26 protein-coding genes and 1 pseudogene are annotated in these 25,809 nt (G+C 52.2%); 13 read left to right on the top strand and 14 right to left on the bottom strand.

Annotated elements, in window-relative coordinates; all coding sequences use genetic code 11:
- Nucleotides 1-57 precede the first annotated feature (57 nt).
- On the top strand, nt 58-552 hold the full coding sequence (locus tag ABIE61_RS05455) for a putative 4-hydroxy-4-methyl-2-oxoglutarate aldolase (RefSeq protein ID WP_091824228.1): 495 nt from the start codon (nt 58-60) through the stop codon (nt 550-552).
- Between the two features lie 278 nt (nt 553-830).
- Here the strand turns inward: ABIE61_RS05455 and ABIE61_RS05450 are convergent, their stop codons facing one another.
- Nucleotides 831-2,057 (bottom strand): EAL and HDOD domain-containing protein, encoded by a 1,227-nt coding sequence (locus tag ABIE61_RS05450; protein WP_206841502.1) that lies wholly within the window; start codon nt 2,055-2,057, stop codon nt 831-833.
- A 130-nt stretch (nt 2,058-2,187) separates the two neighbouring features.
- On the opposite strand from ABIE61_RS05450, the gene ylqF reads away from it, so the two are divergent.
- The 4 genes from ylqF to rssA are packed head-to-tail and all read left to right on the top strand — an operon-like array spanning nt 2,188 to nt 5,531.
- On the top strand, nt 2,188-3,102 hold the full coding sequence (gene ylqF / locus ABIE61_RS05445; protein ID WP_354407439.1) for a ribosome biogenesis GTPase YlqF: 915 nt from the start codon (nt 2,188-2,190) through the stop codon (nt 3,100-3,102).
- The gene (locus ABIE61_RS05440) at nt 3,102-3,419 is read left to right on the top strand and encodes a hypothetical protein (protein ID WP_091824219.1); all 318 of its coding nucleotides are present in this window, start codon (nt 3,102-3,104) and stop codon (nt 3,417-3,419) included. Before ylqF ends, ABIE61_RS05440 begins: the two co-directional genes overlap by 1 nt.
- Before the next feature lie 3 nt (nt 3,420-3,422).
- Nucleotides 3,423-4,601 (top strand): BaiN/RdsA family NAD(P)/FAD-dependent oxidoreductase, encoded by a 1,179-nt coding sequence (locus ABIE61_RS05435; protein ID WP_354407436.1) that lies wholly within the window; start codon nt 3,423-3,425, stop codon nt 4,599-4,601.
- 30 nt (nt 4,602-4,631) lie between these two features.
- On the top strand, nt 4,632-5,531 hold the full coding sequence (gene rssA / locus ABIE61_RS05430; protein WP_091824214.1) for a patatin-like phospholipase RssA: 900 nt from the start codon (nt 4,632-4,634) through the stop codon (nt 5,529-5,531).
- A gap of 3 nt (nt 5,532-5,534) precedes the next feature.
- On the opposite strand, the gene ABIE61_RS05425 is transcribed toward rssA, so the two are convergent.
- From ABIE61_RS05425 to ABIE61_RS05400, 7 genes are all read right to left on the bottom strand, one after another.
- Complete coding sequence (locus tag ABIE61_RS05425) at nt 5,535-6,368, bottom strand: enoyl-CoA hydratase-related protein (RefSeq protein WP_354407433.1); 834 nt, start codon at nt 6,366-6,368, stop codon at nt 5,535-5,537.
- Between the two features lie 345 nt (nt 6,369-6,713).
- The gene (locus tag ABIE61_RS05420; RefSeq protein ID WP_354407431.1) at nt 6,714-6,851 is read right to left on the bottom strand and encodes an alpha-amylase; all 138 of its coding nucleotides are present in this window, start codon (nt 6,849-6,851) and stop codon (nt 6,714-6,716) included.
- A 16-nt stretch (nt 6,852-6,867) separates the two neighbouring features.
- Nucleotides 6,868-7,359 (bottom strand): glycine-rich domain-containing protein, encoded by a 492-nt coding sequence (locus ABIE61_RS05415; protein WP_206841517.1) that lies wholly within the window; start codon nt 7,357-7,359, stop codon nt 6,868-6,870.
- A gap of 36 nt (nt 7,360-7,395) precedes the next feature.
- Complete coding sequence (locus ABIE61_RS18840) at nt 7,396-7,665, bottom strand: ParE family toxin-like protein (RefSeq protein ID WP_502915037.1); 270 nt, start codon at nt 7,663-7,665, stop codon at nt 7,396-7,398.
- Nucleotides 7,666-7,722: 57 nt separating this feature from the next.
- Complete coding sequence (locus tag ABIE61_RS05410; protein WP_354407428.1) at nt 7,723-8,406, bottom strand: hypothetical protein; 684 nt, start codon at nt 8,404-8,406, stop codon at nt 7,723-7,725.
- Complete coding sequence (locus tag ABIE61_RS05405) at nt 8,396-8,728, bottom strand: hypothetical protein (RefSeq protein WP_354407426.1); 333 nt, start codon at nt 8,726-8,728, stop codon at nt 8,396-8,398. The genes ABIE61_RS05410 and ABIE61_RS05405 overlap by 11 nt, the downstream gene beginning before the upstream one ends.
- Nucleotides 8,725-9,228, bottom strand: coding sequence for a hypothetical protein (locus ABIE61_RS05400; RefSeq protein WP_354407424.1), 504 nt, complete (start codon nt 9,226-9,228; stop codon nt 8,725-8,727). Before ABIE61_RS05400 ends, ABIE61_RS05405 begins: the two co-directional genes overlap by 4 nt.
- A 464-nt stretch (nt 9,229-9,692) precedes the next feature.
- On the opposite strand from ABIE61_RS05400, the gene ABIE61_RS05395 reads away from it, so the two are divergent.
- From ABIE61_RS05395 to ABIE61_RS05370, 6 genes are read left to right on the top strand one after another with little or no spacing between them, the layout of a single operon-like run.
- Nucleotides 9,693-10,349 (top strand): hypothetical protein, encoded by a 657-nt coding sequence (locus ABIE61_RS05395; protein WP_354407422.1) that lies wholly within the window; start codon nt 9,693-9,695, stop codon nt 10,347-10,349.
- 47 nt (nt 10,350-10,396) lie between these two features.
- Entirely contained in the window at nt 10,397-11,065 is a 669-nt protein-coding gene (locus ABIE61_RS05390; RefSeq protein ID WP_354407419.1) for an ASCH domain-containing protein, read from the top strand.
- 36 nt (nt 11,066-11,101) lie between these two features.
- On the top strand, nt 11,102-13,138 hold the full coding sequence (gene zorA, locus ABIE61_RS05385) for an anti-phage ZorAB system protein ZorA (RefSeq protein WP_354407417.1): 2,037 nt from the start codon (nt 11,102-11,104) through the stop codon (nt 13,136-13,138).
- 14 nt (nt 13,139-13,152) lie between these two features.
- Nucleotides 13,153-14,028, top strand: a complete 876-nt coding sequence (locus tag ABIE61_RS05380; protein ID WP_354407414.1) for an OmpA family protein — start codon at nt 13,153-13,155, stop codon at nt 14,026-14,028.
- Nucleotides 14,025-15,653 (top strand): EH signature domain-containing protein, encoded by a 1,629-nt coding sequence (locus ABIE61_RS05375; protein ID WP_354407412.1) that lies wholly within the window; start codon nt 14,025-14,027, stop codon nt 15,651-15,653. Before ABIE61_RS05380 ends, ABIE61_RS05375 begins: the two co-directional genes overlap by 4 nt.
- 23 nt (nt 15,654-15,676) lie before the next feature.
- Complete coding sequence (locus ABIE61_RS05370) at nt 15,677-18,658, top strand: DEAD/DEAH box helicase (RefSeq protein WP_354407411.1); 2,982 nt, start codon at nt 15,677-15,679, stop codon at nt 18,656-18,658.
- Nucleotides 18,659-18,711: 53 nt separating this feature from the next.
- Here the strand turns inward: ABIE61_RS05370 and ABIE61_RS05365 are convergent.
- Nucleotides 18,712-18,954 (bottom strand): annotated as a pseudogene (locus ABIE61_RS05365) (transposase); the annotation flags it as partial.
- Between the two features lie 354 nt (nt 18,955-19,308).
- Between ABIE61_RS05365 and ABIE61_RS05360 the strand changes: the two are divergent.
- Together ABIE61_RS05360 and ABIE61_RS05355 are read left to right on the top strand one after the other, a co-directional pair.
- Nucleotides 19,309-19,731, top strand: a complete 423-nt coding sequence (locus ABIE61_RS05360; RefSeq protein WP_309546606.1) for a GFA family protein — start codon at nt 19,309-19,311, stop codon at nt 19,729-19,731.
- 134 nt (nt 19,732-19,865) lie between these two features.
- A complete protein-coding gene (locus tag ABIE61_RS05355) occupies nt 19,866-20,225 on the top strand; it encodes a hypothetical protein (RefSeq protein WP_354407408.1) in 360 nt (119 codons plus the stop codon).
- A gap of 302 nt (nt 20,226-20,527) precedes the next feature.
- Here ABIE61_RS05355 and ABIE61_RS05350 read toward each other — a convergent pair whose 3' ends face one another.
- The 5 genes from ABIE61_RS05350 to ABIE61_RS05330 form a co-directional block, all read right to left on the bottom strand.
- Nucleotides 20,528-22,123, bottom strand: coding sequence for an isocitrate lyase (locus tag ABIE61_RS05350; protein WP_206841523.1), 1,596 nt, complete (start codon nt 22,121-22,123; stop codon nt 20,528-20,530).
- Nucleotides 22,124-22,635: 512 nt separating this feature from the next.
- Nucleotides 22,636-23,784 (bottom strand): JmjC domain-containing protein, encoded by a 1,149-nt coding sequence (locus tag ABIE61_RS05345; protein WP_354407404.1) that lies wholly within the window; start codon nt 23,782-23,784, stop codon nt 22,636-22,638.
- Nucleotides 23,774-24,037 carry a hypothetical protein gene (locus ABIE61_RS05340; RefSeq protein WP_091824175.1) on the bottom strand — a complete coding sequence of 88 codons (264 nt, stop codon included), beginning with the start codon at nt 24,035-24,037 and terminating at the stop codon, nt 23,774-23,776. Before ABIE61_RS05340 ends, ABIE61_RS05345 begins: the two co-directional genes overlap by 11 nt.
- A 70-nt stretch (nt 24,038-24,107) precedes the next feature.
- A complete protein-coding gene (locus ABIE61_RS05335; protein WP_354407402.1) occupies nt 24,108-24,830 on the bottom strand; it encodes an RNA methyltransferase in 723 nt (240 codons plus the stop codon).
- A gap of 79 nt (nt 24,831-24,909) precedes the next feature.
- Nucleotides 24,910-25,743 carry an alpha/beta fold hydrolase gene (locus ABIE61_RS05330; RefSeq protein ID WP_354407399.1) on the bottom strand — a complete coding sequence of 278 codons (834 nt, stop codon included), beginning with the start codon at nt 25,741-25,743 and terminating at the stop codon, nt 24,910-24,912.
- Nucleotides 25,744-25,809 lie beyond the last annotated feature (66 nt).

The following is a 25,809-nucleotide window of genomic DNA, read 5'->3' as shown; positions in this document are numbered from 1 at the left end:
ATAATCGATCGGCGATGATGGCGCACATTTACGCCAACTGAAACAAGGAGCACCCCGATGCAAGATCTGCTGCCTGATCTGTGTGATCACTTTGAGGAACTGGTACGCGTTGTTGAGCCGATGTTCGGCAACTATGGCGGTCGCGAAACCTTCGGTGGTGAGATCGTCACCATCAAGGCGTTTGAAGACAATTCGCTGGTACGCGAGCAAGTTGCTCAGCCCGGCAAAGGCAAGGTGTTGGTAGTGGATGGCGGTGGTTCAATGCGCCGTGCCATGCTGGGGGACATGTTGGCTGAAAAGGCTCAGCAGAATGGCTGGGAAGGGATCATCATCTACGGCTGTATCCGTGATGTGAATGCGATTTCCGAGCTGGATGAGCTGGGGGTCCAGGCACTGGGAACCCATCCCATGAAGACAGAAAAGCTGGGTGTCGGTCAGCTGAACGTACCAGTTACCTTCGGTGGGGTGACCTTTAACCCGGGCGAATTTATCTATGCGGATAACAACGGCATACTCGTTTCCGAACAAAAGCTGGAACTGCCATCCGCCTGATTACTGTTGCGGCGGGCAAAACTGCCCGCCGCCCATAGCTCTATCGACCAATCCTCATATGCTTTCTTGAATTCCTTTCCAACCTTTTGTTATTTAAAAACAAAAACAGAAAAGTTAAAAAATATTTTAACTTTGCAGTGACAAGCTCAAAGCCAAGGCTATACTGGATTCAACAGCGTACCGGATGTGCGCTGGCCTGTCAGAGCAGGCTGAAAAGGAAGTACACACTGCGCGTATCCGGCTACCCCTTCTCCGGATACGCGCTTTCTTTTATGGGTTTATTCGTACATCGCCTGCATCGACTCTTTGGTCCACTTCAAGCTGTGACGATAGGTTGCTTCATACAGCGAGATATCAAAATCGCTGGGCAACTGATCCCAGTCACCGGATTCATATGCGATCACTTGCCTTAGTAGCTGTCCCATCTTGCCTTCACCTCTAGCCAATGCCGCTTTGATATCCTCGCCCAGGGGGAGCTGCTCAAGCAGTGTTTCCTGATCAATATCCAGCATCGCATGAAGGCCCGACATCATGCCAACCATAAAGAAACCGGACGGGTTGGGTTGATGTTCACTCTGCGCGATCATTTCACACATGTGGCCACGGGTAAGCAAGATGCGGGTAAGCTCCTCCGGCTTATCTCGGTTCGCCGTCATCGCAATCAGGGTGGCCCACTTTCTGATCTGCTCCATTCCAAGCAACACAACAGCCTCCGCGATCGACTCAACCTGGCGCACAAGTGAGTAGGCGGCAGAGTTGACGATGCGCAGCAGCTTATAGGTGAGTATAGGGTCACGGATGATCAAGTCTTCCAGCTTTTCCGGTGTAGCATTGGGCTTCTGCAGCTCCTGCATCAGCTGCATCAAGGCTATCTGATTGGCATTGACCTTGCGGCCCTTCACAACCTTGGGCTTGCTCAGAAAGCTGCCCTGGAACAGCTTGTACCCGCTCTCGATGCAGTGTTCAAGCGTGTCGAAGCTGGTGATGTTGGTTGCCAGCAGAGTAGATTTGTAAGGCGCAAGCAGCTCTGCCTGGCGGCGAATTTCCTCGCTATCCAACTGGCCAACATCAATTTTGATAATCTTGGCAATTTTAAGGGCAGTATCGTATTCGGGACTGAAGCGGAAGTCGGTGAGCGCAATACGGTAGCCATCTTTCGACATTTTATGCAGAGCGCGCAGCAGATCCATGTTGCCCGGCTCAGTCAGGCGAATACAGATCACGACCTGCTTGGCCGGCAGTGTCGGCATGGTGCCTTCCAGAATCATGCGTGGTGCAATCTGGATAAATGCGGGCACGCGCTTCACTTCGCCCTGATCCGAAATACTGGTATAGGCGTGCAGAATCACCTCTGAGCTGGATTCAGCTTCAGGGTCCGTCTGCAACATCGCGTTCAGGTGTTCGTCTTCCTTGTACAACAGATCATAGGCGATAACACGCTGCTGGTGATCGAAGATCGGCTGTCGGGCCAGCAGAGGCTGTCCCCGTTCAGTATTACTGTCCATTCATGTCCCCGAATCGGCGTTTTCAGGCTGGAAGTGTATAATTTTATCATGTTGCAAGCACCTGCAGGTATGGTTGAGTACGGCCTGCAGGTATAATGCTGCCCCCTGATTTGCAAGCACTGGATTGTTAATGTCACGTATCAACTGGTTTCCCGGACACATGCACAAGGCGCGCAAGGAAATTGCGCAGGTAATGGATGAGATCGATGTGGTGATCGAGGTCCTGGACGCCCGCCTGCCCATGTCGAGTGAAAACCCGCTGGTTGATCAGCTGCGGCGCAACAAGCCGGTTTTGAAACTGCTGAACAAGCAGGACCTTGCCGATGCCGAGCGGACTCAGGAATGGCTTGACTACTTCAACGCTCGCGAAGCGATCACGGCAGTTGCACTGGATATGCAGCAGAAGGCCCTGATTAAGCGAATTCCGGAGCTGTGCAAGCAGATGGTGCCGGCACGCACCCGTCAGGATCGTCCCGTACGTGCCATGATCATGGGCATCCCGAATGTGGGCAAGTCGACTCTGATTAATGCACTGCTTGGGCGCAAGATTGCCAAAGTCGGCAACGAGCCGGCCGTCACGAAGGCGCAGAAGCGTTACAGCGTGCACAACGGCATGGCGCTGTCTGATACACCGGGCATTCTGTGGCCGAAAATCGAGGATGAAGACTCCGGTTACCGCCTTGCCGCCAGCGGTGCGATCAAGGATACCGCCATAGAACATGAACTGGTGGCAGCCTATGCCGCAGGCTTTATGTTGCAGGATTATCCGCAGCGATTGGTGGAACGCTATAAACTCAAAACCCTGCCAGAAGGGCGCGAAGCACTATTGGATGAGATCGGTCGCAAGCGAGGCTGCCTTCGTCCAGGTGGTGTTGTCGACCGCCACAAGGCGTCTGAAATCCTGCTCACTGAGCTGCGTGCAGGCAAGCTGGGCCCCATAACCTTCGAAACCGTCGAAGAGTGGGAACGTAAACGAATTGAGGCCGAACAGGCCGCCGCCGAAGCCGCTGCACTGGCAGCCGCTGAAGCCGGGGAGAGTAACTGATGAGTCGCGGTAAAAAACAACGCAAGATCGGCGCCTTCATGACCGTACTGGAGCGCAAGCCCAAGAAACAGGAGCGCCTTGCGGATCCGACCAGCAAGGAAGCGCGGCGCAAGCGCGCACTTGAACAGCGCAAGAAACAGAAGTCCGTGTATGAGAAGGCGCAGGGCAGTCAGAACGCGCTGGAACGTGACAAGGCTGCCGGGCGTAAGGGAACCCGTCATGGAGGGCCGCTGGCGGCCAAGATTCGCAAGCTCAATGCTGCCAAAGACAAGCCCCAAGACAAAGCCGTCCAGCCCGATGCTGAACAGGACGATTAAGGCGTGTCTGAGCGGGATGTCATTATAATCGGCGGCGGTGCCTCTGGTCTCATGTGTGCGGCTATTGCGGCCTACCGCGGCCGTCGGGTACTGCTGCTTGAGCACACCAAAAAGATCGGTCGCAAGATTCTCATGTCAGGTGGTGGGCGCTGCAACTTTACCCATTTACACAATACGGCAGCCAACTTCCTGAGCGACAATCCGCATTTCTGTAAATCGGCGCTGAGTCGTTTTGGGGCTGCTGATTTTGTTGAGCTGGTTGACCGCCATGGCATCGAATACCACGAGAAAACACCCGGTCAGCTGTTCTGTAACGAATCCAGCAAGGAAATTCTTCAGCTGCTGCTGACCGAGTGTGAATGGGCAGGGGTTGAGATTATGACCGAAACCCAGGTGTTTGAAGTCAAGCCCACCACCAGTGGCTATGCGTTGCGCACATCCCGCGGACAATTTGTTGCCGAATCGGTGGTGGTTGCCACCGGTGGTCTGTCGATTCCCAACGGTGGTGCCACCGGATTTGCCTACCAGATCGCCGAGCAATTCGGACTCAACGTCACACCGCGTCAGGCGGCACTGGTACCCTTTACACTCCAGCCTGATCTGCTGGAGCACCTGAAGCCACTGGCAGGGGTATCTCAGCCGGTCAGAGTCAGTTGCAACGGCGTTTCATTCAATGAGAACCTGCTGTTTACCCACCGCGGCCTGAGCGGTCCAGCCATTCTGCAGATATCATCCTATTGGCGTGGCGGCGATGCAGTTGAAATCGATCTTGTGCCGGGGACTGACCTTGAACACTGGCTCAGGCAGCAACGTGACGAGCGCCCAAAGGCCGAGGTACGTACCCTCATGGCACAGCATATGACCAAGCGTCTGGCACAGACGTTGTGCGATCTCTGGCAAATACACGACGAGATTGGCCAGTGCCGCAATGCACGCATTGCCGAGATTGCCGAGCGTTTCAACCGATGGCAGGTCAAACCCTCAGGCACCGAGGGCTATCGTACCGCGGAGGTAACTCTTGGAGGCATTGATACGGCTGAGGTGTCTCAAAAAACATTCGCGGCCAACAAGGCCCCGGGGCTATATTTCATCGGTGAGTGCCTGGATGTGACCGGGCATCTGGGGGGACACAACTTCCAATGGGCCTGGGCTTCAGGTTACTGTGCGGGTCAGCATGTCTAACTGATGTCGAAATGACAGGGAGATCCACGCATGAAAATTGGCCTGGCACTGGGGAGTGGTTCCGCACGCGGCTGGTCTCATATCGGTGTGATCAATGCACTGGCCCGGGAAGGGATTAAGCCCGAAATCATTTGCGGCACCTCAATTGGTGCACTGGTTGGCGCTTCCTGTGCAAGTGGCAGTCTCGACCGCCTCGAACAGTGGGTGCGTTCACTGAGCCGATTCGAGACCGCTCGATTTTTCGAACTGAATCTTTCTCGTCAAGGTTTCGTCAATACTGAACGTTTCCACCACTTTCTGAACACCTACATTTCTGATGACGATACCCATATTGAATCACTTCAGTGCGCCTATGGCGCGGTAGCCACCGAGTTGGAGACAGGGCGTGAGGTATGGTTTACCGAGGGCTCACTGTTACAGGCCGTTTGGGCCTCAATCTCGTTACCGGGCCTGTTTCCAGCCATTCGTCATGATCACCACTGGCTGGTAGACGGCGGCCTGGTGAACCCGGTGCCGGTATCTCTGTGCCGAGCGATGGGTGCTGAGGTGGTGATTGCGGTCAATCTGAACGGCGATATCATCGGGCGCCACCTGCATAAACCTAAACCGGTCGAAACACAAAAGCCGCGCAATGGCGTGATGGGTCGGTTAACTGAGCTGGTCGACGAATACACAACCCGGCTGACCGGAGCTGATGAGCCTGAGGATCATTCACCGAGCATGTTTGATGCCATTGCCGGCTCGATCAATATCATACAGGACCGTATTACACGTAGCCGCATGGCGGGGGATCCACCCGATATCCTGCTGTCGCCACCGCTGGCCGATATTGGGTTGCTGGAGTTTTACCGAGCAGAAGAAGCGATCAGGGAAGGGGAGCGGGCGGTGGAAGAGATGCTGCCAACCATTCACCGCCTGCTGCAGCGCTAGATCTTATCGACCTCTGTAGAGGCCTTCACGTTTTTCAACAAATGCCATCACCGCTTCCTGATGATCATCGGTGTTGTGCAGCATCCCCTGCCAGGCAGCACAAAGTTCCAGAAAGTCCGGCAGTTCGTGCCGCTGTGCCTGTTTCATCAGGCGCTTGCTCATGCGCAATGCCTGTGGCGGCTTGGCAGCCATCTGGCGAGCCAGCGTCATGACCCTCGTCATCAGCTGATCCTGAGGCACCTGTTCCAGCATAAGTCCGATCTCGACCGCTTCCTCTGCGTGAACCAGGCGTCCGGTCAGCGTGATTTCTGCCGCTCGCTGATAACCGATCAAGCGCTGCAAAAACCAGGCACCACCATCACCGGGGATGATGCCAAGATTAACGAACGTCTCACCGAAAGTGGCGCGTTCGGAACCGATCCGAATATCGCACATGCAGGCAAGGTCACAGCCGGCACCAATCGCTGGGCCATTAACAGCCGCGATGACGGGAATCTCGGCGCGATGCAGCGCAAGGGGAATGCGCTGTATACCCTGACGGTACTTGCGTTCCAGTTCCAGTGCACCACCGCCAAAGGGCCCTTGGCGATGATCGCCATCACGGTACTGCATCTCCTTGATATTGCCACCGGCACAGAACGCGCTGCCATCACCGGTAATTACCAGTACAGAAACTGTAGGGGCGCGATTGGCCCATTCAACGGTAGTGACAATGTCATCGATCAGGGCCGTACCGGTCAGGGCGTTGCGCAGGTCATCGCGTGCAAGCGTGAGTACGGCAACCCGATCCTCCAGCTCCAGCCGGGCATCCTGTAGCGTGGGTATGGCGTCAGTCATGAAGCACTCCCTGTCATTATCTTTATTGGCTGTAAATTGTGACGGTAGGACACAAGAATAACAGAACATATCCGGGTTGGGAGTCATGTTTATGAAACAAAAAATGGCAGACTAAGGTCTGCCCAGTATCAGATCGGGAAGATCTGTATTTAAAATTGATCGGGGCTGTAGAAACCCTATGCTCAAATCCTAGGCTAGGAGTGTCTACCACACACTTGGGTAAGTCCAACATGATTGATATGGTGTCCCAAAAAGTAAGTAAATGGCTTGGAAGAAATAGCTATAAGATAAACAGGAATTCATGAGTGCAAAACCGACCCCGAAGGGCCGGCGTTGCTGAGGACTTTAAGGCTTTTTATTCGGGTTCAGTTGCTTGCCGCGATTACCTTGGCCCTGGTCATATTGGCGATTCGTGCCAGAGCTGCCTTTGTTGGCGTTGTTGATATTCGCTGAGTTATCCTGGGGTCGAATCTTCTTGAACATGATCTTCTCTCCTGGATTATTTGCAGGCGCCGGGAACACGGCATGCACATGTACTGGGTACGTGGCACGAATGTTCTGCACAACGGGTCGCCTGATGCTCCATTTCGTCAGGTAATTCACCAAAATGGCGAGTGTAGAGTTCACAGGTTTTGGCAAATGCAGATTGCAGCGCTTGGTAATCATCGTCACCGTAAATCCCGAAGTACGGATAGTGATCAATGAAGCGTCCAAAAAGACGTTCGCAGTCCATACGGTAGGCGCGTGTATCCAGGATATGGGCATGCCAAATAGTGTCCACTTGCTTCGTTGGGACTAAGACCTCCTGGGGATACAGCAGTTTCAATGTGAGGAAACGCTGATACTCCCGTTGCGCAAGATCCCATTCCTCCGGGGTCATCTCAGCCTCATGACTAGCAGTGTTTTTATATTTCAGGCGCTCAAAATCAGTCGCCGCGACCAGAGGGTGTAGTGCATCTATTGTTTTGGGTTGGTAAGCAACAATGCTCATAACGTTTGTCTCCAGACAGTTAATAGGTGCGCTGGATTAGCGCCTTCGCTTAAGTTCGACCTCGAAGGCCTGTCGCGAGATCAAACGATGGGGAATGAGTTGGCCCTGGGTATCACGGAAGATAAGGCGCCACTGTCGGCCCAAACGAAATCGAATGAGCTCTGGGCAGGCTGCAATACGTTGGCCCCCAAGCTGGGTGAAGGAGGTGCCGTGTGCGATGGCCCGTTCTATGGCGCACGCACGTTGTTGATGGCAGGCAGGAATAGGGTAGTGGGTAGAGAATAAAAGTGTCTGAACGGTATCCATAACAGGCTCCTTGTGTGTATAGAGCCAGTCTGGCTAAGTGCAATGCACTAAAAAGCATTAATGATCGATTATCTGATCCAATAATTGGTCGAACTCTGAAGCGGCGGTGTATGCCTGGAGGATCCGCTGCTTATAGATGTTGACGATTTCGTTGTTTGATTCGACATCAACCGCGAAAGCATAGGCTTTTTCAAGGTCATCGCTCAGGTAGTGGGCAATCATGCTGTCGGCGTTTGACAGGCTTGCGCTCTGAAGCAGCAACGCTTGCATAACATTACTCACACCATTGAATGAAAGCTGGGGAAGCTCTTGAAAAGGGTTCGGCAGTGTATCGATTGATAAGTCGGCATCTGATGCCAAGACGTCCAGGAAACGCAGTACCTCCTGCCTCAACAGCCCGATGCCAGCGACCGAGTTCCGATCAGTAAGTAATAGTGACGCGATCTTTGCATGCTCCAGACGTGCACTAGGGGCGGTGAAAATACCTTTGATGACTTTAGGCATCGGAAAGAAAGCATGCAGCAAGACGGCATTGTGAAGCTTGGTGAGCTGGTCTCGCGCAATGTATTTATGACTGCGCGGTTTCACCGTGTACTCAATTGGTACTTCAGTGTATTCAATGAGACCGCTGCGCATCAGCGACTCCATCTGCTCCTTGAAGCGTTTATGCCTGGAGAGCTTGATACCAAAAAGGTTATGTATTGCATCTGCCAGCTGTAAAGGCGTAGAGCTATCCTTCACAGCTACGCTCCAAGAGTTCCTCTTCAGAAAAGCCTTTCCAGTCCTTCATCTGAGCGATAAGGGTGGCACGCTCAAACCAGTTACGTTGGCAGTACCTTTGCTGTCGGGCATTTTCTTGCAAAACCCCAATGCAATATCCAGCGCGCAAGCTTTCAGCCAGCGATGTTGTTTGTGCGGCCAGCAAACGCTTTTCGTTTCGTGATTTATAAATGCTGACCAACTCGCCGCAGCTCTCAATGAGCGAAAAACGTGACTCAGCTGCTGCCAGTTGGCATGTAAAACCCGCCACAAACAGTGTGACGATAGCGACATTCCTGTTCATGAAGCATCCTTGTTTTGATTCTGGTTTGTAGGGGTGGCCAGTGCGTTGAGTTCGGAAGGTTCTGGCAAAACAGGCTCGTGCCTCACATTATCAGCATCATTACTCATGTTCACATCGGTTGTTTGATGTGTGGGCTTAACGGGTGGGGCAGCCATGTACAAAGACAGGCTGACCACAACAAGCCAGAAGGTGGCACCGTAGAGCTGATCGAGTTGGAAATAGAGCTGCAACGCACCTATGGGTTTAGCCTCATCGGCCACTGCTGCAACGGCCAACAGAAGCATTTTGATCACCACAAAAAGCCCTAATATTTTTAACAGGGAATTCAAGCTGTACGACCAGCAGGCGCCGCTGAGGTGAGTTAGCTTGATCAGGCGAACAACAAGTAAGATAGCGAGGCCAAAAAATGACCATTCGACGAGGGACAGGTCATACCACGCATCTTGGTATTCAAAAATACCTTTGTAGCATTTGACCAAAGCATAAATGCCCAGTGCCATTAAGCCTACCAGGCAGAGCCACGTAAACACCCAATAGATAGCACGACTGATGCGCCAGTCGGCGTTCAAGAGTAAAGATGAGAACGAAGTGCGAGGTGGAGTAGGCGTCCTTGAATCCATGATTACCAGCTTTCTTTAACGTAGGTAGCTGCAATCTTAGCCGTTTAAGCCGTGTTATGACCAGACTGTATCCTCGTACCAGGCTTGATTTGGCCTGAGGGGACGACGACGCTGTATTTGCACTAATATCTGGCGATTGAACTAACAACCATTGTCGTTATGCGTGTTGTTCACTATCGTTCGAACTGGTCGTTAGCTCTGCGTAAATGCGTGAAATGTCAGCTATCGCGTTGAAAGAGAACTCGCGTTACAATTTAGTCGTCGATAAGGGACGTGCTAGGAATGCATCGTCGACGGCAGCAAAAGTACCCTCAGAAGTATAAATTTGCTATGGATGCCTTTTGATGGATTATTCAACGCTCAAAGCTAAACACCGCAGTCTCAGAGATGGCTTCCCTTCGGATCTTTCGCTACGCATCCATAGATCGTTAAGCTGGTTGCAAAAGGCCGAGCTATCAAACGATGACCCTGATGCTCACTTTATTTTTCTCTGGATTGCCTTCAATGCAGCTTATGCCATTGATGTTGATGAGCTTTATCGCACGACTGAACGCGGAATGTTTGAAAGCTTCTTCGATCTGTTAGTTGCACAAGACCACACTAACCAGTTGTACGATTTGGTATGGACTCAATTCTCCAGCACTATTCGAAGTCTTCTGAATAACCAGTTCATTTTTCAGCCCTTTTGGGACTATCAAAATGGGAGGATAGATGAAGCGCATTGGGAGTCCATGTTCAGACAGTCCAAGGCCAGGGCGGCTCAAGGCCTAACCAGGCAAGATACTGGACAGGTTCTTTCTATCGTTTTCAGGCGTATCTATACGCTTAGGAATCAAATCGTGCACGGCGGGGCAACATGGCAAAGCAGTGTCAATCGTCCTCAGGTCCGTGACTGTAAAGCCCTTTTAAGCAAAACGGTGCCAACCATTCTGGATCTCATGATGGATAACCCGCATGAGGCTTGGGGTGAGCCATTCTACCCCGTTATAAAAGACATTTAGCCCTAAGCATGTTTGAACACGTGCGCTAAGCAGCACAGGAAGTAACAATGACAATTGGCGATGTAACCCATGGGTTGATTATTGATCAACCATGGACTGATCTGATTCTAGACGGAAAAAAGTCCTGGGAAATGAGGACGACAGATACACACCGTCGAGGGCCCATCGCCCTGATTCGTAAAGGGAGCAAGCAGGTGTGCGCGGTAGCCGAGTTATCCGCAAGCCAGGGACCATTCAGCCAGGCTCAATTGGACAACACGCGGGATTTGCACTGCATTCCGCCTGACATTTATCGCGCACCAGATTACAAGTGGTTTCACGCTTGGCATTTGAACGAGGTGATCAAATTACCAACACCCGTGCCTTACGTTCACAAAAACGGCTCGGTCATTTGGGCCGAGCTTGATGTTAGTGCCAGGCAAACCATTGCTAGTATGCTCAATCAACAAATGGATTTCTCTACCTTGGAAGAAAGCAACCAACCTTCTATAGCTGCAAACCTTCTAGTACCGATATCGCGAGATGGCACCGTCTTTTGCCCAGAAGAATGTGCCAGAAATGGGGTGTTTACCGTGGGAGACAAAGGGGACGAGAAGCGCTTCACTGACTTCCATGACGCACTCGCCTACCTAAGAGAGATGCCCATTGCACGTTGGCGGCGCCCTAATGAAAAGGGTAATTGGGGCATTGTGTCAGCGGTTGATTGGATCGACTGACGGCTAGTAATCGTACTATCTGCATTGAGAGTTTAGATGTCTATTTTTAACGACACGCTAATTAGCTTTTTCCACCTCGAGAACATTGGCCTGTTTCTAGCCTTTGCGCTTATCGGCCTCGGAGTTCTCGTCATTCTTTGGATGTTTACCCGTTACAGGCGAATCCGGAATGCATTAACTCAGTTCAAAGCGATTGTTAACGAGAGCACTGACACTCAAAGCTTTACCGAAGGCTACGAAACATACCGCAGCAAAGCCGTTGAGATCCCGGGGGTCCGCCATGCTTGGATAGAGTTCGAAGAGACCCTGATCCCCCCCCTGGATGACATTGACGATCCCAACTACCGTGTCTATCGCAATACCAAACGTCCCAGTGACTATTTCTCCACTACCGCCATACACCACTTTCAACTGCGGCCACTGATTCAACCACACACCTTTGTAGGTCTAGGTCTGCTGTTCACCTTTCTTGGACTGGTTGCTGCTTTGACAGAGACCGGCGCGGCCTTCGCTAACGCTAATGCTGACGAGCTACAAAGAGCGCTAAAAAGCCTTCTCGAAATAGCAGGTACGAAATTCTGGGCATCCGTAGGCGGTCTACTTACCTCCATTTTGGTGGGCGCAGCGGTTTCCGGCTTTAGCGCCAGCATACGTAAGAACCTCCATATCATTTGTGATCTGTTAGAAGAACGTCTGCTGTATGCCAACCTTGAGCGTATCGCTGTTGATCAATACGGTCACTCACAACGCCAGACCCGGCGACTCGAGGAAATGTCTACCGAGATCACGGTCGCTCTAGGTAATCGAATTAGCGATGCGATATCAGAGCTTCCCCCCATGCTGTCCAGCTCACTTGGTGACACGATGAAGCCCATTACCGAAGAGCTTACAAAGGTGACCGATAAGCTCGGGAGCGAGAACCTCTCTGCAATTGAAAAAATGACGGATAGTTTTGCCAATAAAATAACCGGTTCTAGTGGTGATGCGATGAATAATGTCACTCACCAATTGGAAGCGTTGGTAAAAACCCTCGAATCAACGGCATCGCAGTTGAGTGGAGGGGGAAACAATCTATCCACGGGGCTCGAGCAAGCGATAGCTGGCATAAACGCAACCATGATGGACGTCGCTAAACAACTGAAGGAGACCACTTCTCAGGCGGGTGACCAATTCAAAGCTGACGCAGGTGAGGCATCTTCTGGCCTCAAGGAGGTGATTTCCGAAATGCGTAGCCAGCAGCAGGGTAGCGTTGAGCAGATGCGCACCATGACCGAGGCTCTGAATGAAATGAGCACAAAGGTGTCGCGTTCTGTGGAGGAACTCATAGAACGTTCAGGTACTGAACTCAGTGAATCCATTAAGGGAAGTGTTAAGGGTACCTCCGAAACCGTTGAAAACGCATTGCGGTCACTCGGTGATGTCATTGAGGGAAGAGTCACCACCGCGACCGAGACCGCTCAAAACTCGTTTACCAGTTCATTTGCTTCATTGCAGCAGCAGCTGAACGATACCAGTGAAGGTTTGACCAACAGTATCAATGGCTGGCGCACTCACTTAAACGAGATATCGGCACGTTTCGAAGCGATTTCAGGTCAGTTGGCAATTCAGGTTGGCGCCATTTCTAATGTAAATGAGCAAGTTGGGCAATCTGGCCTTGTCTTCCAGCAATCTGCTCGAGCGGTACAAGAGGCATCTGCGCCATTAACCCAAGCTTCACGACAACTTGACCAATCTATGACTCAGATGTCTGGATTAATGGAGTCAACCCTAAACGAAACACGCACCGCATCAGCAGCAATGGAGGAGCACCTTAAGATCATGGCTGGCTCTGTCGCTGCTCTTCAGTCTGCCTGGGAGCGTAATGGTCAACACCTGACAAACGTCGATACCGAACTGGAGAATGCTTTCCGACAAGTGTCTAAACACCTAAGCGATAGCTTGAGCCAGCTCAGTACCTTTGCGAGTGAGTTGGACACCAACCTGTCGGACAGCGTCGGCAAACTCAGCGGATTCGTACTTGAAGTCAGCGAGCTTGTCGAAGAGCTGAGTGAATCGCAGCGGCCTCGTCACTGAGTGAGTGTGTAGATATGGATCAGCAGGGGCAAGACGGCAACTACTTCATTTCGATGACCGACATGATGGTGGGGGTGTTGTTCGTCTTCATCATTATCGTGTCTTATTTTGTTATGGAGCTGCAAAAGGCGGCCGAGAACAAAGACGTTATCTCGCGCACGATACATGAAAGAATTGTCGAGCAGAAAGACCAGGAAATCACGCGCCTAAAGGAAGAGATAGAAAAGCTGAAACGAAAATCCTGGGAGCTCTATGCCGCTGCGGCAAATAACAAACGCAGTGAAATCATTCAGGCAATTTCGCAGAAGCTCGAGGAGCAGGGCATCAAGGTCAATGTCGATTTGGAAGTGGGTGTCATCAGGCTCGAAGGGGACGGACTCTTTAACCAGACAAGCTCAAACTTGAGTGAGCGGGCAGTTGCCGTTGAACTCATCAATCAGCTGTCAGGGGCTCTGTACGATAACATCAGGTGTTACGGCTTTGATAAAGAAGAGGGAGTAACGGCATCACTGCCTGAAGATTTCGAATCCTGTAACCCGGATCAGGTCTTTATAGAAGCCGTATATGTAGAAGGGCACTCTGATTCAGATCGGCTACGAGGTACGCTTAAAGACGGTAGCCGCAACAATTTAGAGTTGAGTGCCCGAAGAGCGACGAACACCTATGCTCAGATGGTCTCTTTTACACCATCACTCACGAAGATCGTAAATCCGTTCGACCAGCAGGCATTAAGTACCGCCGCGTACGGCTCACAGCGCCCTCTTAAAGAGGAATATTCACCCGAAGCGAAAGCTGCGAACCGCCGCATAGATTTACGCTTTGTGATGTATCTGCCCAAAGATGAAGCGGCTCGCGCTGAACTGCAATCCAGGATAGAGCGTCTGCAATGAGCGTAAAAGAATTGTTAGATACATTCGATCCTGCAATACGCTTCTCAATTCACCTGCCATCGAAAAGCAGGTTGAAGCAGGCCTCCATCAAGCTTGAGAAAGAGCTTGATGTACAGTCTACGGATGTTTCTATTCCTGATCACCTCATTAAGGAAACTGCATCTCTCGTATCAGCAGGGCAGGCCAGTCGAATTCCGCAGCGGAACCTTCGCCTGTTCTGTGTCGCAGGCTTATCCAGTTTTTGCGATATTGGCGCAGCAAAAGAGGCGGTGCAAAACCTCCTGGGCGAGGTGGAAAAACGCGCCAAGAGATCCCTTTTGCGAGCGCTATTGAATGGTTATCTGCAAATCGCAGATTTGGACTATAGCTGGACTGGTGCGATTAGGCGTTTTCTAAGAAGACATTCCAACGAACTGCCAGCACGCTGGCGCCAGCGTTGCGATGACTATGGGTTGCTTGACGAAATCCCTTGCCAAACCCTTATTGATTCCTTTCAGGCGCTTGACGTCGATTTCGATCGCCAGTTGCATGAAGCGGGGGTTACAGGCTCACTCTACACAAATGGTATCGGTACATGCGTACTGAGCGCGATATGTGACGATTTGACCCAAAGAGAGTGGCTAACTGAAGCAAATGCAGAGGAGCTATTAACCCGCTTTCTGTTTTACTTGGCGCCACAAGACAAACTCTTGTTTTTGGGCAGCACGAACCAAGTAAAGATAGTCAGTGCCATGCTGACACCCTGCCTAAATGGGGGAGTTAGCCAGCACCTCGTTCGTCGTATCCAGTATTTTTTGTTGACCGCATACTCTGATCCTCGCGTGAATCCCGGTAAGTGGGGGCAGGTTCCAACCGAGTTGGTCGAGTTATTGAAACGTTGGCTGACAAAGCAAGCTATGGGCTTGTTGATCGAGGTGTTGAATAAAACAGCGGATGACCACCACTGGGACTCCCGTCACGATTTTTGGAATTATTACCTGGACAACGACTTGGTCGATGAAGCGTGGGTCGCTTTTGGGCCCAATGCCTTCCAGCAGGCTAGAGACCTGATTCGTTTTGATAATGATTTTGTGGCCGGAACCTTTGCTCAATTAGTAAAAGGCGCTGGGCAGATACAAGCTAATCATTCTGTTTTACTCATGCGGATCGATAGTGTTGTGATCGCAGAGTGGACCCACAACGGTATGGTTCGTCTTTGGGACAGGGTGGGAACTGGCAGTCCGCCATTCTACCGATCAGTTTATAAGTCTGAGCTTTTGAGAGGATCAGCGGGTAACCCACCACAAGATGAGCACAGACATGATGCTCATGGCGCTTGGAAGGGTAAGGTTGCGGCGTTCATACAAGCTCGAACCGGTATTAAACACGGTGTAGTTAAAACCCCTACGTCTCCCGGGCCGAAAAAGCCTTTTGTTAGTACAAGCCGGCCCTCGTCGACTCCGTATCGCCCTGCACTTAGCAACACTTCCGGACGATCGGACAATACGGAGGCGATTTCCGGAGGCCCTACTACCGGCACATGCAAAGGCTGTGGTAAAACAAAGCCTGCCTCTGAGTTTTATTTGTCACGGAAAAGGCCCGGACAGCTGACCGTTTTCTGCAAACAATGCTCGGCCAAAAAATAATTGCGATCTATGAACGACTGACCATGGCAAAACATGAACTGAAGTACGACCCTGCGCCCGGAGGTATCTACCTTTACCTCACGGAGCAAAAAAGAACGCTGCTTTTAAAGCAAGTATCGGAAAGGCTCAATGTCGAAAAATGGGACGTTTGTGACGATCTACATTCGCTTAGCGGACTTGCCAAACTTGCCGCTTTAACGGAGGAACACCCCGATACAGCGTCTGATGAGGAAAAGGCTGTCACCGTTCTGCCCGACGGCGATGGGTACTTCATTCCACATGCCGTTGTCGCTGAATTTACCGAAGCTCAGGCTTTATCTTTGGGGCTACCATCGTCAGTTCCTTTCCAACTTAGAATTGAGACAAACGGTCCACTTCTTGAGCCAACGACCCACATTAAAGCTCGTTGGTATTCGTCTGGGCGTCAGGTGCAGGTAGAGAAGGTTGGTGCAATCTTGGAAGTCGGCCCCGCCCACTACCGTATACCTGAACCCCTGTTTTCGTCTTTAGATGCTATCGACCAATTCAACACAGCAGACTCGAAATCAGTTGATGACCGCCTTGAGGCATTAGCGGGAATGTCGGCGCTTTTCCATGGTGAGGCGCGAGACATTGTACATCTGGAGAAAACGCTTAAAGACTTACGTATTAGTCACGCTACAGCGTTTGGCCTGGACTTAAAGCCTGTGTCCGGTGGGATCGATTTCGATCCGCTGCTATTTGGGCAAGAAGTTATGGAAGAAGCAGAGGCTACGGGTGAGCAGATCAGCGACTCGTCACACCTGCTGACTGAAAAGCAGCAGGAGCGGTTTGCCAACAGTTTGTTTAAGCAGAGCGACAAGGCAAAACCCAGTTATGTAATTGAACGCGGTACCTATCTTTACATTGACCCGTCGTTACGGCCGGCTCTCGAGATAGTCAGAGAGCAACAGCAGGCCGATGCTACCAGCCGCCGTAATTTCGCCAAAAACCCGGCAGGGTATGTAAAAGAGAGGCTGCTCGGCCAAAACGCTGATGATCCAGAATTGACCGAAGCGTTAGAGAAGTTATTTGTTGAAACTACAGCGTTCTCTGACCGTGTACGTGAATTGGGGCTTTGGATGCCCAAGGCTATTCCCTGGCTTCAACGTCAGCCGAATAGCTGGTTACCGGAAAGTTTTGGGCTGAAAATCGGCGATAAGTTTTTTAAGGTTGACGAGAAAGACTTGGATCACTGCCTGGCATCGGTTAATCAAGCTATAACCAACCAGCAGCCCGAAGCAGTATTCCCTGATGGGACCACCGTTCCAGCCTCTGAAGACACTAGATCAGCCTTGGAGTCCCTTCGCGCTGAGCTTCAGAGTAGAACAACGGACGACTCAGCAGCAGGAATACAAGACGAACCGGAGGTCCCACCTGAGGAGACGGATCAGAAGCCTCTCAAACATGTCCTCATCGTTGAAGAAAACGTCGAAGAAGTTTCATACCTAAAGAATTATGCGGACCGTAGTACATTTTCATCGCCTGAAATACCACAACTGTTGAAAAATCCACCGAAACCTCACCAGGTTGAGGGTATCGGCTGGCTTCAAGAGTGTTGGTGTAAGGGGTTTCCCGGAGCTTTATTAGCTGACGATATGGGGCTGGGTAAGACCTTCCAAACCTTGGGGTTCATCTCTTGGTTACAGCGAAAGCGCCAACAGTTAGGCCTACCGAGACAGCCTGTATTGATCGTTGCACCGACCAGCCTTCTTAACAACTGGCTCGACGAAGAGACAATGCACCTACACGAACCAGGCCTTGGCGAACCAGGATTACTTTTCGGTAAAGAACTGAAGATGTTCAAGGATCTGAAGGGTAGTAATGACGTAAAGGAAGGAACGAACACCCTCAAGCTTGCCTCGCTGGCATCCTTCGACTGGTTACTGACCACTTACGAAACGCTACGCGACTATCAAATCTCGATAGGGATGCTACCACTGGCCTGCGTCGTTTTTGACGAGATTCAAAGGGTCAAAACCCCAAAATCCCTGACCACCAATGCCTCAAAATCGCTGAATGCAGATTTCACGCTGGGCTTGACAGGCACCCCGGTCGAAAACAGTCTCGCAGACCTTTGGTGCATTTTGGACACGCTATTTCCGGGGTTAATGGGTGACCTGAAATCGTTCATGAACGATTACCCTGAGGATGATCACGAAGCGCTCGGTAAGCTAAGAGCCACTTTGATGGATCGTGCACCAGAGACACCAGCCCCAATGCTACGAAGGTTAAAGCTCGACATCTTGGATGATTTACCGGCCAAAACCCAGCATGTGCTTGATGAACCGATGCAAGGATACCAAGCAGAATGCTACGACACGTTGATTAAACAAGTAAAAAGAGAAGAGGTAGCGAAAGGCCTTAAGCTACTCCACCATATGCGCGGCATCTCATTGCATCCTCACGCGCCGGACAGTGACGCTAGTAACGAGGCTGATAATTATATTGCCGAATCAGCCAGGCTTCGTACGGTGTTCCAGGTCCTCGATCAAGTCGCCTCAAAAAACGAAAAAGTGCTTATCTTTGTTGAGTCCCTTGCAATGCAGGAATGGCTATCGTTTGTGATCAAACAGCGGTACAAGCTCAAACGTCTTCCACCTAGGATTTATGGGGAGACCCCGGCCACCGAACGCAAGCTCCTCGTTGATCGCTTTCAAGAACGCAAAGGTGTCTTCGGAGTTATGTTGTTGTCACCAAAAGCGGGCGGGGTAGGACTGACTATTACGGCTGCGACTCACGTCATTCACCTTTCCCGCTGGTGGAATCCAGCTGTTGAGGATCAATGTACCGACCGTGCTTATCGAATAGGGCAGGAGAGAGAGGTCAACGTGTACATTCCAAGGGCAATACACCCACTTTACGGTGATGGTAGCTTTGACGCGATTCTGCATGACCTGCTGGAGCGGAAGCGTACGCTCTCCCGTAATATGCTGATTCCAATGGAAAGTAAAGGCGATATCGACGAGTTTTTTAGCAAACTCTAAAGTTGGAATGTAACGATGGAGGGTGTTCATAACTCTGTGTCAGCCAACCAGCATTATAGGCTGATGTGATGTTCCAAGCGACCTGGGAAGTGGATGACCATCTGTGACAGCGTCAAGTTCAGTTCTGCACGGAGTACGTCCAACGCTCAGAGCGCCTTGAGTATGCCGGCATAGAGCAGCTCGAGTAAGCTGTTCTCATTGGTGAAGCCGCCCTTGGTCTTGGTGAACTTGCGGAACTGGTGGTGTACGGCTTCCACTGCGTTGGTGGTGTAAATCGCCTTCCTCTTGTCGGGAGGTAATCCCCCGACAAGAGGAAGGCTGGGATCTAACCTACGTTCAGTTCAAGTATGAGGACATCAAAGTGGAAATAGGTGATGCTGAGTGCAGATCCGCAAATCTTCGATGCCTACGACGAAGCTTGGGTTCCGCTCAACATAGATTTTTCTCGCTATACTAGCGTGCATTTTTTGGGTCTTGAACTTCCCTTTATGTTGGAGGGCGGATCTCGTCAAGTATAAATCCGTGCTCTTACGTCCGGTGGATATCAAGAATATCCGTGCCATCCGTCAGAGCGCATAACTAAGCCATGCACCAGATGCCAAAACCTCTGCTTCGCGCCGGTTTTGTGGCCGGTGATGGTAATGCGTTAAATGTACAGAAGGAGATCCCCTATGGGGTTGAAGGGAAGCTGTTTGTGTGGCGAGATACGTTACGAAATCGACTCTCTGGATATGCCGATCGTGCATTGCCATTGTCAGACCTGTCGTAAAGCCCATGCGGCCCCGTTTGCCTCCACCGCGGGAGTAAAGCGCGAGAATTTCCGTTGGCTCAGTGGCATAGACTCTATTTCTACGTTCGAATCATCTCCTGGCAAATTGCGCCATTTCTGCAAACGCTGTGGATCTCATTTGGTTGCTGAGAGGCTTGGGCAGCCTCACGTAATTGTTCGGGTAGCCACTCTGGACGATGATCCCGGTTTGAAGCCAGAGGCCCATATTTGGGTGTCGCACGACGTGCCATGGCTTGAGTACAATAGGGCGTGCAAGCATAGGGAATGGCGCGACGACATTTAACAAATCAATCAAGTCCGTTCCCGGCCTGGCGACCGTCCACTGGATGCCGCCCTAATCGGGCGCCCTTTATGCGGGCGTAATATGTAAAAACCTTCACTAACACTAAGGAAATGAATTAACCGATGGAAAAGTTTATGAAGAAAGGAGTCTTTCTTGCCACCGTCATGCTTGCGCTTACAGCATGCCAATCAAACGATCAGTTGAAGCCTGTTTCACAGATCAAACCCGGAGTAGCCAGTGAAGGCACTCTTGCCAATGCACAGTTGGTTTCCGATACCACTGCAGCCTTAGAGCAGTTGCCCGAAGGTTTGAGAGTTAAACCGGGCGCCAAAATTTTCAAGTTCGTAGTTCAGCAACCTGTTGGGGTGCAAGGCTCTCGTGCATGGAGAGAAATGTGGATTGCTGATCCAAAGGGCGCTGCAAACCGGTTCCTCATCACCTTCACCGAAGCTGGATTGGGCGCTGCCGATTTCCAAATTCAACCAATGAAATAAGCACAGAGCCGCAGAACGGCTTGGCCGTTGGTTATAAACACCTCACAGGTGGGCTCGCAGCAAAGGGATATGCTTCTGAGTGGATTCTGAATGGCATCGACCGGGAACACTTTTCGGCTGTGATTCAGGTTGGTCGGGAGTTTGTGTCCAAAGCGGTTGCTCATCTCCAAGAGAGGAGAGGCAAAAAAACCGCGCCATCTCGGGGAAGAATGGCGCGGTTCTGTAATATTTCGGGACACAATAGGGACACGAAATATTCTTTATTCATAGCCCCTTGATCTGCAAGGGGCTATGAGACCAGATCAGAACTGGTTCATGGTGTTGTCTTTACCAGAGGCTTTCAGTGCAGCGTCACCAGAGAAGTACTCTTTGTGATCGTCGCCCATGTCGGAGCCTGCCATGTTCTGGTGCTTAACGCAGGCGATACCCTGACGGATCTCCTTGCGCTGTACGCCAGCCACGTAGCCCAGCATGCCAGCGTCACCGAAGTACTCTTTGGCCAGGTTGTCGGTAGACAGGGCCGCGGTGTGGTAAGTCGGCAGAGTGATCAGGTGGTGGAAGATGCCTGCTTCGCGGGCTGCATCAGCCTGGAAGGTGCGGATCTTCTCGTCAGCAACGGCGGCCAGTTCGGTTTCGTCGTATTCAACGCTCATCAGGTTGGCACGGTCGTACTGGGATACGTCCTGACCGGCTTCAGCCATCGCATCGAACACCTGCTGGCGGAAGTTCAGCGTCCAGTTGAAGGACGGGCTGTTGTTATATACCAGCTTGGCATTCGGCACTTCTTCACGGATGCGGTTAACCATCGCAGCGATCTGGCCTACGTGCGGCTTCTCGGTCTCGATCCACAGCAGGTCGGCACCGTTCTGCAGCGAGGTGATGCAGTCCAGAACCACGCGGTCTTCACCGGAGCCTTTCTTGAACTGGAACAGGCCAGAGGCCAGGCGCTTCGGCTTCAGCAGCTTGCCGTTAGCCTTAACAACCACGTCACCGTTGTCGATGTCAGCTGCGCTGTCGATGTAATCACCATCCAGGAAGCTGTTGTACTTGTCACCCAGGTCGCCCGGTTCGTTGGTTACGGCGATCTGCTTGGTCAGGCCGGCACCCAGAGAGTCGGTACGGGCAACGATGACACCGTCTTCAACACCCAGCTCCAGGAACGCGTAGCGTACGGCGCGGATCTTGGCCAGGAAGTCGGCGTGCGGAACGGTTACCTTGCCATCCTGGTGACCACACTGCTTCTCGTCAGATACCTGGTTTTCTATCTGGATCGCACAGGCACCGGCTTCGATCATTTTCTTGGCCAGCAGGTAAGTGGCTTCTTCGTTACCGAAACCGGCGTCAATGTCGGCAATGATCGGCACAACGTGGGTCTGGAAGTTGTCGATCTGAGCCTGGATGTCAGCTTCTTTCGCTGCATCACCAGCTTCGCGAGCGTCGTCCAGCTGGCGGAACAGTCCGCCCATTTCACGGGCATCAGCCTGGCGCAAGAAGGTGTAGAGCTCTTCGATCAGCGCTGGTACAGAGGTTTTCTCGTGCATGGACTGGTCGGGCAGCGGGCCGAACTCGGAACGCAGCGCGGCAATCATCCAGCCGGACAGGTACAGGTAGCGCTTGTTGGTGTTACCGAAGTGCTTCTTGATGGCGATCAGCTTCTGCTGACCGATGAAACCATGCCAGCAACCCAGAGACTGAGTGTACTGAGAGCTGTCGGCATCGTACTCGGCCATATCCTGACGCATGATCTTGGCAGTGTAGCGTGCGATATCCAGACCGGTCTTGAAACGGTTCTGAATGCGCATGCGAGCCGCGTATTCAGGGTTGATCGCTTCCCAGGTGTTGCCGGCGGCAGCGCGGACGGTAGCGATGGCATCGATCTCGTTTTTGTAAGCTGACATGGTCATTCCTTCACAGTGTTTGTGTTTAGGTAATGTTGGATCGGGTGACCCCGTTCCAGATCTTGCGGCGCTGTCATTCCGCTGGAGTGGCAGTGCCTTGTTGAAGCGAATAATGGGCGCATGCTGTGAGGGTGTCAAAATGATTTTGTGCACAGCAACAAAAATGTAGTCTCACTACATTCGAAACCTTTTTTCGGCTGTAATTTAACTACAATGCAAAAACGAGTCTGAAACGCTAAAACCCCAGTAATTACCGTGGTTTGAGTGCCTAAAACTTAAGGATTAGCCACTTTGGTATTAGTCAATAAAAACGTGTTTTACACAGATTTTAAGTTATTTTGGTTATCTGGCTTATACCTAAAAAATCTAAAAAATTCTCACTACATTTTCAGTAAAAATTCGCTATATCAGTGACTTATGGTGGATTTCCTTACGACCAAAGTCGATCCGAAATAAAAAAGGCCACTCGTGAAAGAATGGCCTTTAGAGTTGAAATGAGAGTTTGATGCCGCTTATTCGAGATACAGGCTACCTTGGTTGAGTAATGCCAGCAGCAGCGGTGCTGTCTCGTCATCAAACAAAGGTCTAAACCTGTGATGAAGACACAATTGCTGCGCTAGGTTTTTTGCTGCAACTGCGAAAACAGGAAATGGCTGCCCATCCGCAAACAAGGTCAAGCTAGAGTCTCTGTTCTGATGCCAAGCCAGTCGTGCCCCCTCTGCACGTACCAGTTCCGCACCCTCCTCAAGCGCTTCAGCCAATTCGGCTGCTGTCAGGGTTTCATCACTTCCGGCCAGCTCCGGGTACTTTGGCTCAGTCATGAAGGTACCAAACCAGTGTGCAAGTCGGTCAGGGTCGCCAAGGTATTGCTGCAGGATTGAGCTTAGGCGCGCAATTGCGGCTGCATCAATTTCACCCGGCTTGGCAGTCAATGCCAGGTCAGCATCGGTGTAGCGCAAGTCGGTACTGAGTGAATCGCATAGCGTGTCGGTCAGGCCACGCAGGATCTCTGCATGGGAAGGGGCGCGAAACCCGATCGACCAGGTCATGCAGCCATCACCCACACCCACCCCGTTGTGACCCACACGGGGCGGCAAGTAGAGCATATCCCCCGGATTCAGTTCCCAGCTCCGCTCGGCATTCCATTCAGGCAAGATCATGACCGGAGTATCTTCACGTCGAGGGGAGTCTTCACCAAACAGGCCGCCCACTTCCCAGCGGCGCACGCCCTCTGCCTGCAGCAGGAACACATCATAGTTGTCATAATGCGGCCCCACACCACCACCATCACTGGCGTAACTGATCATCAGATCATCGCGCCGCCACTGAGGGATGAAGTTGAAAGCCTCCAGCAGCGGGGCAACATCCGGCACCCAGTGATCCACGGCCTGTACCAGCAGAGTCCAGGGGGCGTCACCCAGCTCAGCAAAGCGTTCGGGTGCAAAAGGGCCGTGCTCAAGTGCCCAGTGCCCACTGGCTGGATCATTGATGATCAGGCGTGACTCGATATCATCTTCACATGCCAGGCCGGCCAACTCATTGGCATCGATTGCCGGTTGGAAGCCAGGGAAGGCGTTACGAATCAAAAGGGGCTTTTTCTGCCAGTAGTCACGCAGAAAGATTTCAGGGCTTAGCTCGCCCCAATTCAGTTCAGTGATCAAGATTAAGCAGCTCCGCCATTTCAGTGACCGCATCTTCAAGCTCAGCCATCACCTTGCGCTTGTCGCGGTTGGCCAGTGCGGCCTGACGGTCGTTACCGACCATACGAATACACTTCTGAATGCGCGCCATGCAGCTGTGCACACCGTCAACGTTAAACTCGAACTGTTCGTAGTCGCGAGCGGTCTGTTGCAGGCCGTTGCGCAGGGCTTCGGCCTGAGCGGCCAGCTCAAGCAGGCTGTGTGAATGGCTCATTGATCTCTCCTTGTTGATTACAGACCTCAGTCTGACAGAGTGGTGCATTGGCAACGAAGTCGACTTTGGTTCAGTGCTTCTCGCGCTCCAGCACCTCTTCAACCGAAGTCAGAATGCCGCGCAACATGCCCAACTCGGCCTTTTCGGGGCGGGTGCGGTTGAAGTAGCGGCGCAGTTTGTCCATCACCCGTCCTTCATGCTGGGGGATGATGAAGCCGGTGCGACGCAGCACCTTTTCAAGATGTTCATAAAAAAGGGTGATTTCACCCTGACGCGGGTAGGGTGCAGGCTCGGATACGGCTCGTGAACCACGGGCGGCTCGGCGCAGCTCGTAGGTGACCAGCTGTATCGCCTGGGCGATGTTGAGTACCGGATAGTCTTCATTGGCATCAATGTAAAGATGGCGGTTGCACAGCAGCATCTCCTCATTGGTCAGCCCCATGGTTTCGCGGCCAAACAGAATGGCGATCTGGCCGCTGCGGGCCTCATCCACCATCATGGCTGCGGCTGCTTCGGCGTCCATCAGCGGCTGATCGAAACTGCGCTGGCGTGCGCTGGTACCAATAACCAGCTGGCAGTCGGCAATGGCCTCTTCGACGCTCTCAACGACCACTGCATTGTCGAGCAGATCCTTGGCACCGGCTGCACGTGATTCGGCCTCTGCATGCGGAAACTCGATGGGGTCAACCAGCCAGAGCTGGCTCAGGCCCATGTTTTTCAAAGCACGGGCCGCAGCGCCGATGTTGCCGGGGTGAAAGGTGTTGACCATGATGATGCGAATATTGTCGAGCATGCGGTGCCTCACAAACAGAATTGAGCCGCATTATAGGGGGCAAGGCGGGTGAGACAAAGTAACAGAGGACGTATCAGACTCACAGTCGTCGACACCAGTGTTCAAGGTCGTGCACAAAGCGCTCTTTATGCCAGAGGTGTGGCGAGTGATCCGCCTTGGGGTAAATATGCAGCTCGGGGAAGGGCAGCTGGGCCTCAACCCATTGCGACACCTCCGAGCCGTAGAACTGACTGCTGTCACCGTAGATCAGCAGAGTCGGCAGGTCGATCTGTGGCAGCAGGTCGCGGTAATCCTGCTGTGTCAGTGAATCCCAGCACCGAGTCAGTGCCGGTGCGTTCAGTCCGCGCAGATAATCACGCATCTGCTGAAACCCACGCGAGTTGGCTTCATAGTTCTCGCGGCTGCGTCGATTAAGGCCGTGTGCCGCCAATTCCAGCACTCCTTCCGCGAAGTCCTGCTCCAGCCGTTGCAGGAAGCGCTGGTTGCGGTCGTAATCAAAGTCGCCGTAGATGCCCAGAGGCCAGTCGATATCGGTAACCAGTTTGGGGGACTGGTCTACTATGCACAGGCCACCGAGGCGTCCAAGTCCATAGCTGCGAATGTACTCCCAGCTGATAAGAGCACCCATGGAGTGGCCCACCAGTACCGCATCGCGCAGATCATGTTCGGTTAGCAGGCGGTCAAGATCGGCCGCCATCTGGCTGATCGCCATCTGATCGCACGGTGGAGGTTCATGGGTGCCGTGTCCGCGGGCATCCCAGCAAAACACCTGATGGGATCCGGCCAGCTCGGAGGCGAAAGGGAGCCATTCGCGAGCACCGGAGGTCCAGCCATGCAGAAACACAATTGGCTGGCCCTTGCCCAGGCTGACATATCGGATGGGGTGATTATCGGTAGCGAGTAGTGTTTCCATACCTGCACCTGTAAAAGACTGGACTGTGATGGAATCAAAAACGGGGCCAGAAGGCCCCGTGAAACA

Origin of the sequence: Marinobacterium sp. MBR-111, assembly GCF_040547585.1 — a bacterium.
Taxonomy (GTDB): domain Bacteria; phylum Pseudomonadota; class Gammaproteobacteria; order Pseudomonadales; family Balneatricaceae; genus Marinobacterium; species Marinobacterium iners.
Note: the sequence above shows the minus strand (reverse complement) of the source record. Positions and strands in the feature narration are given on the sequence as shown.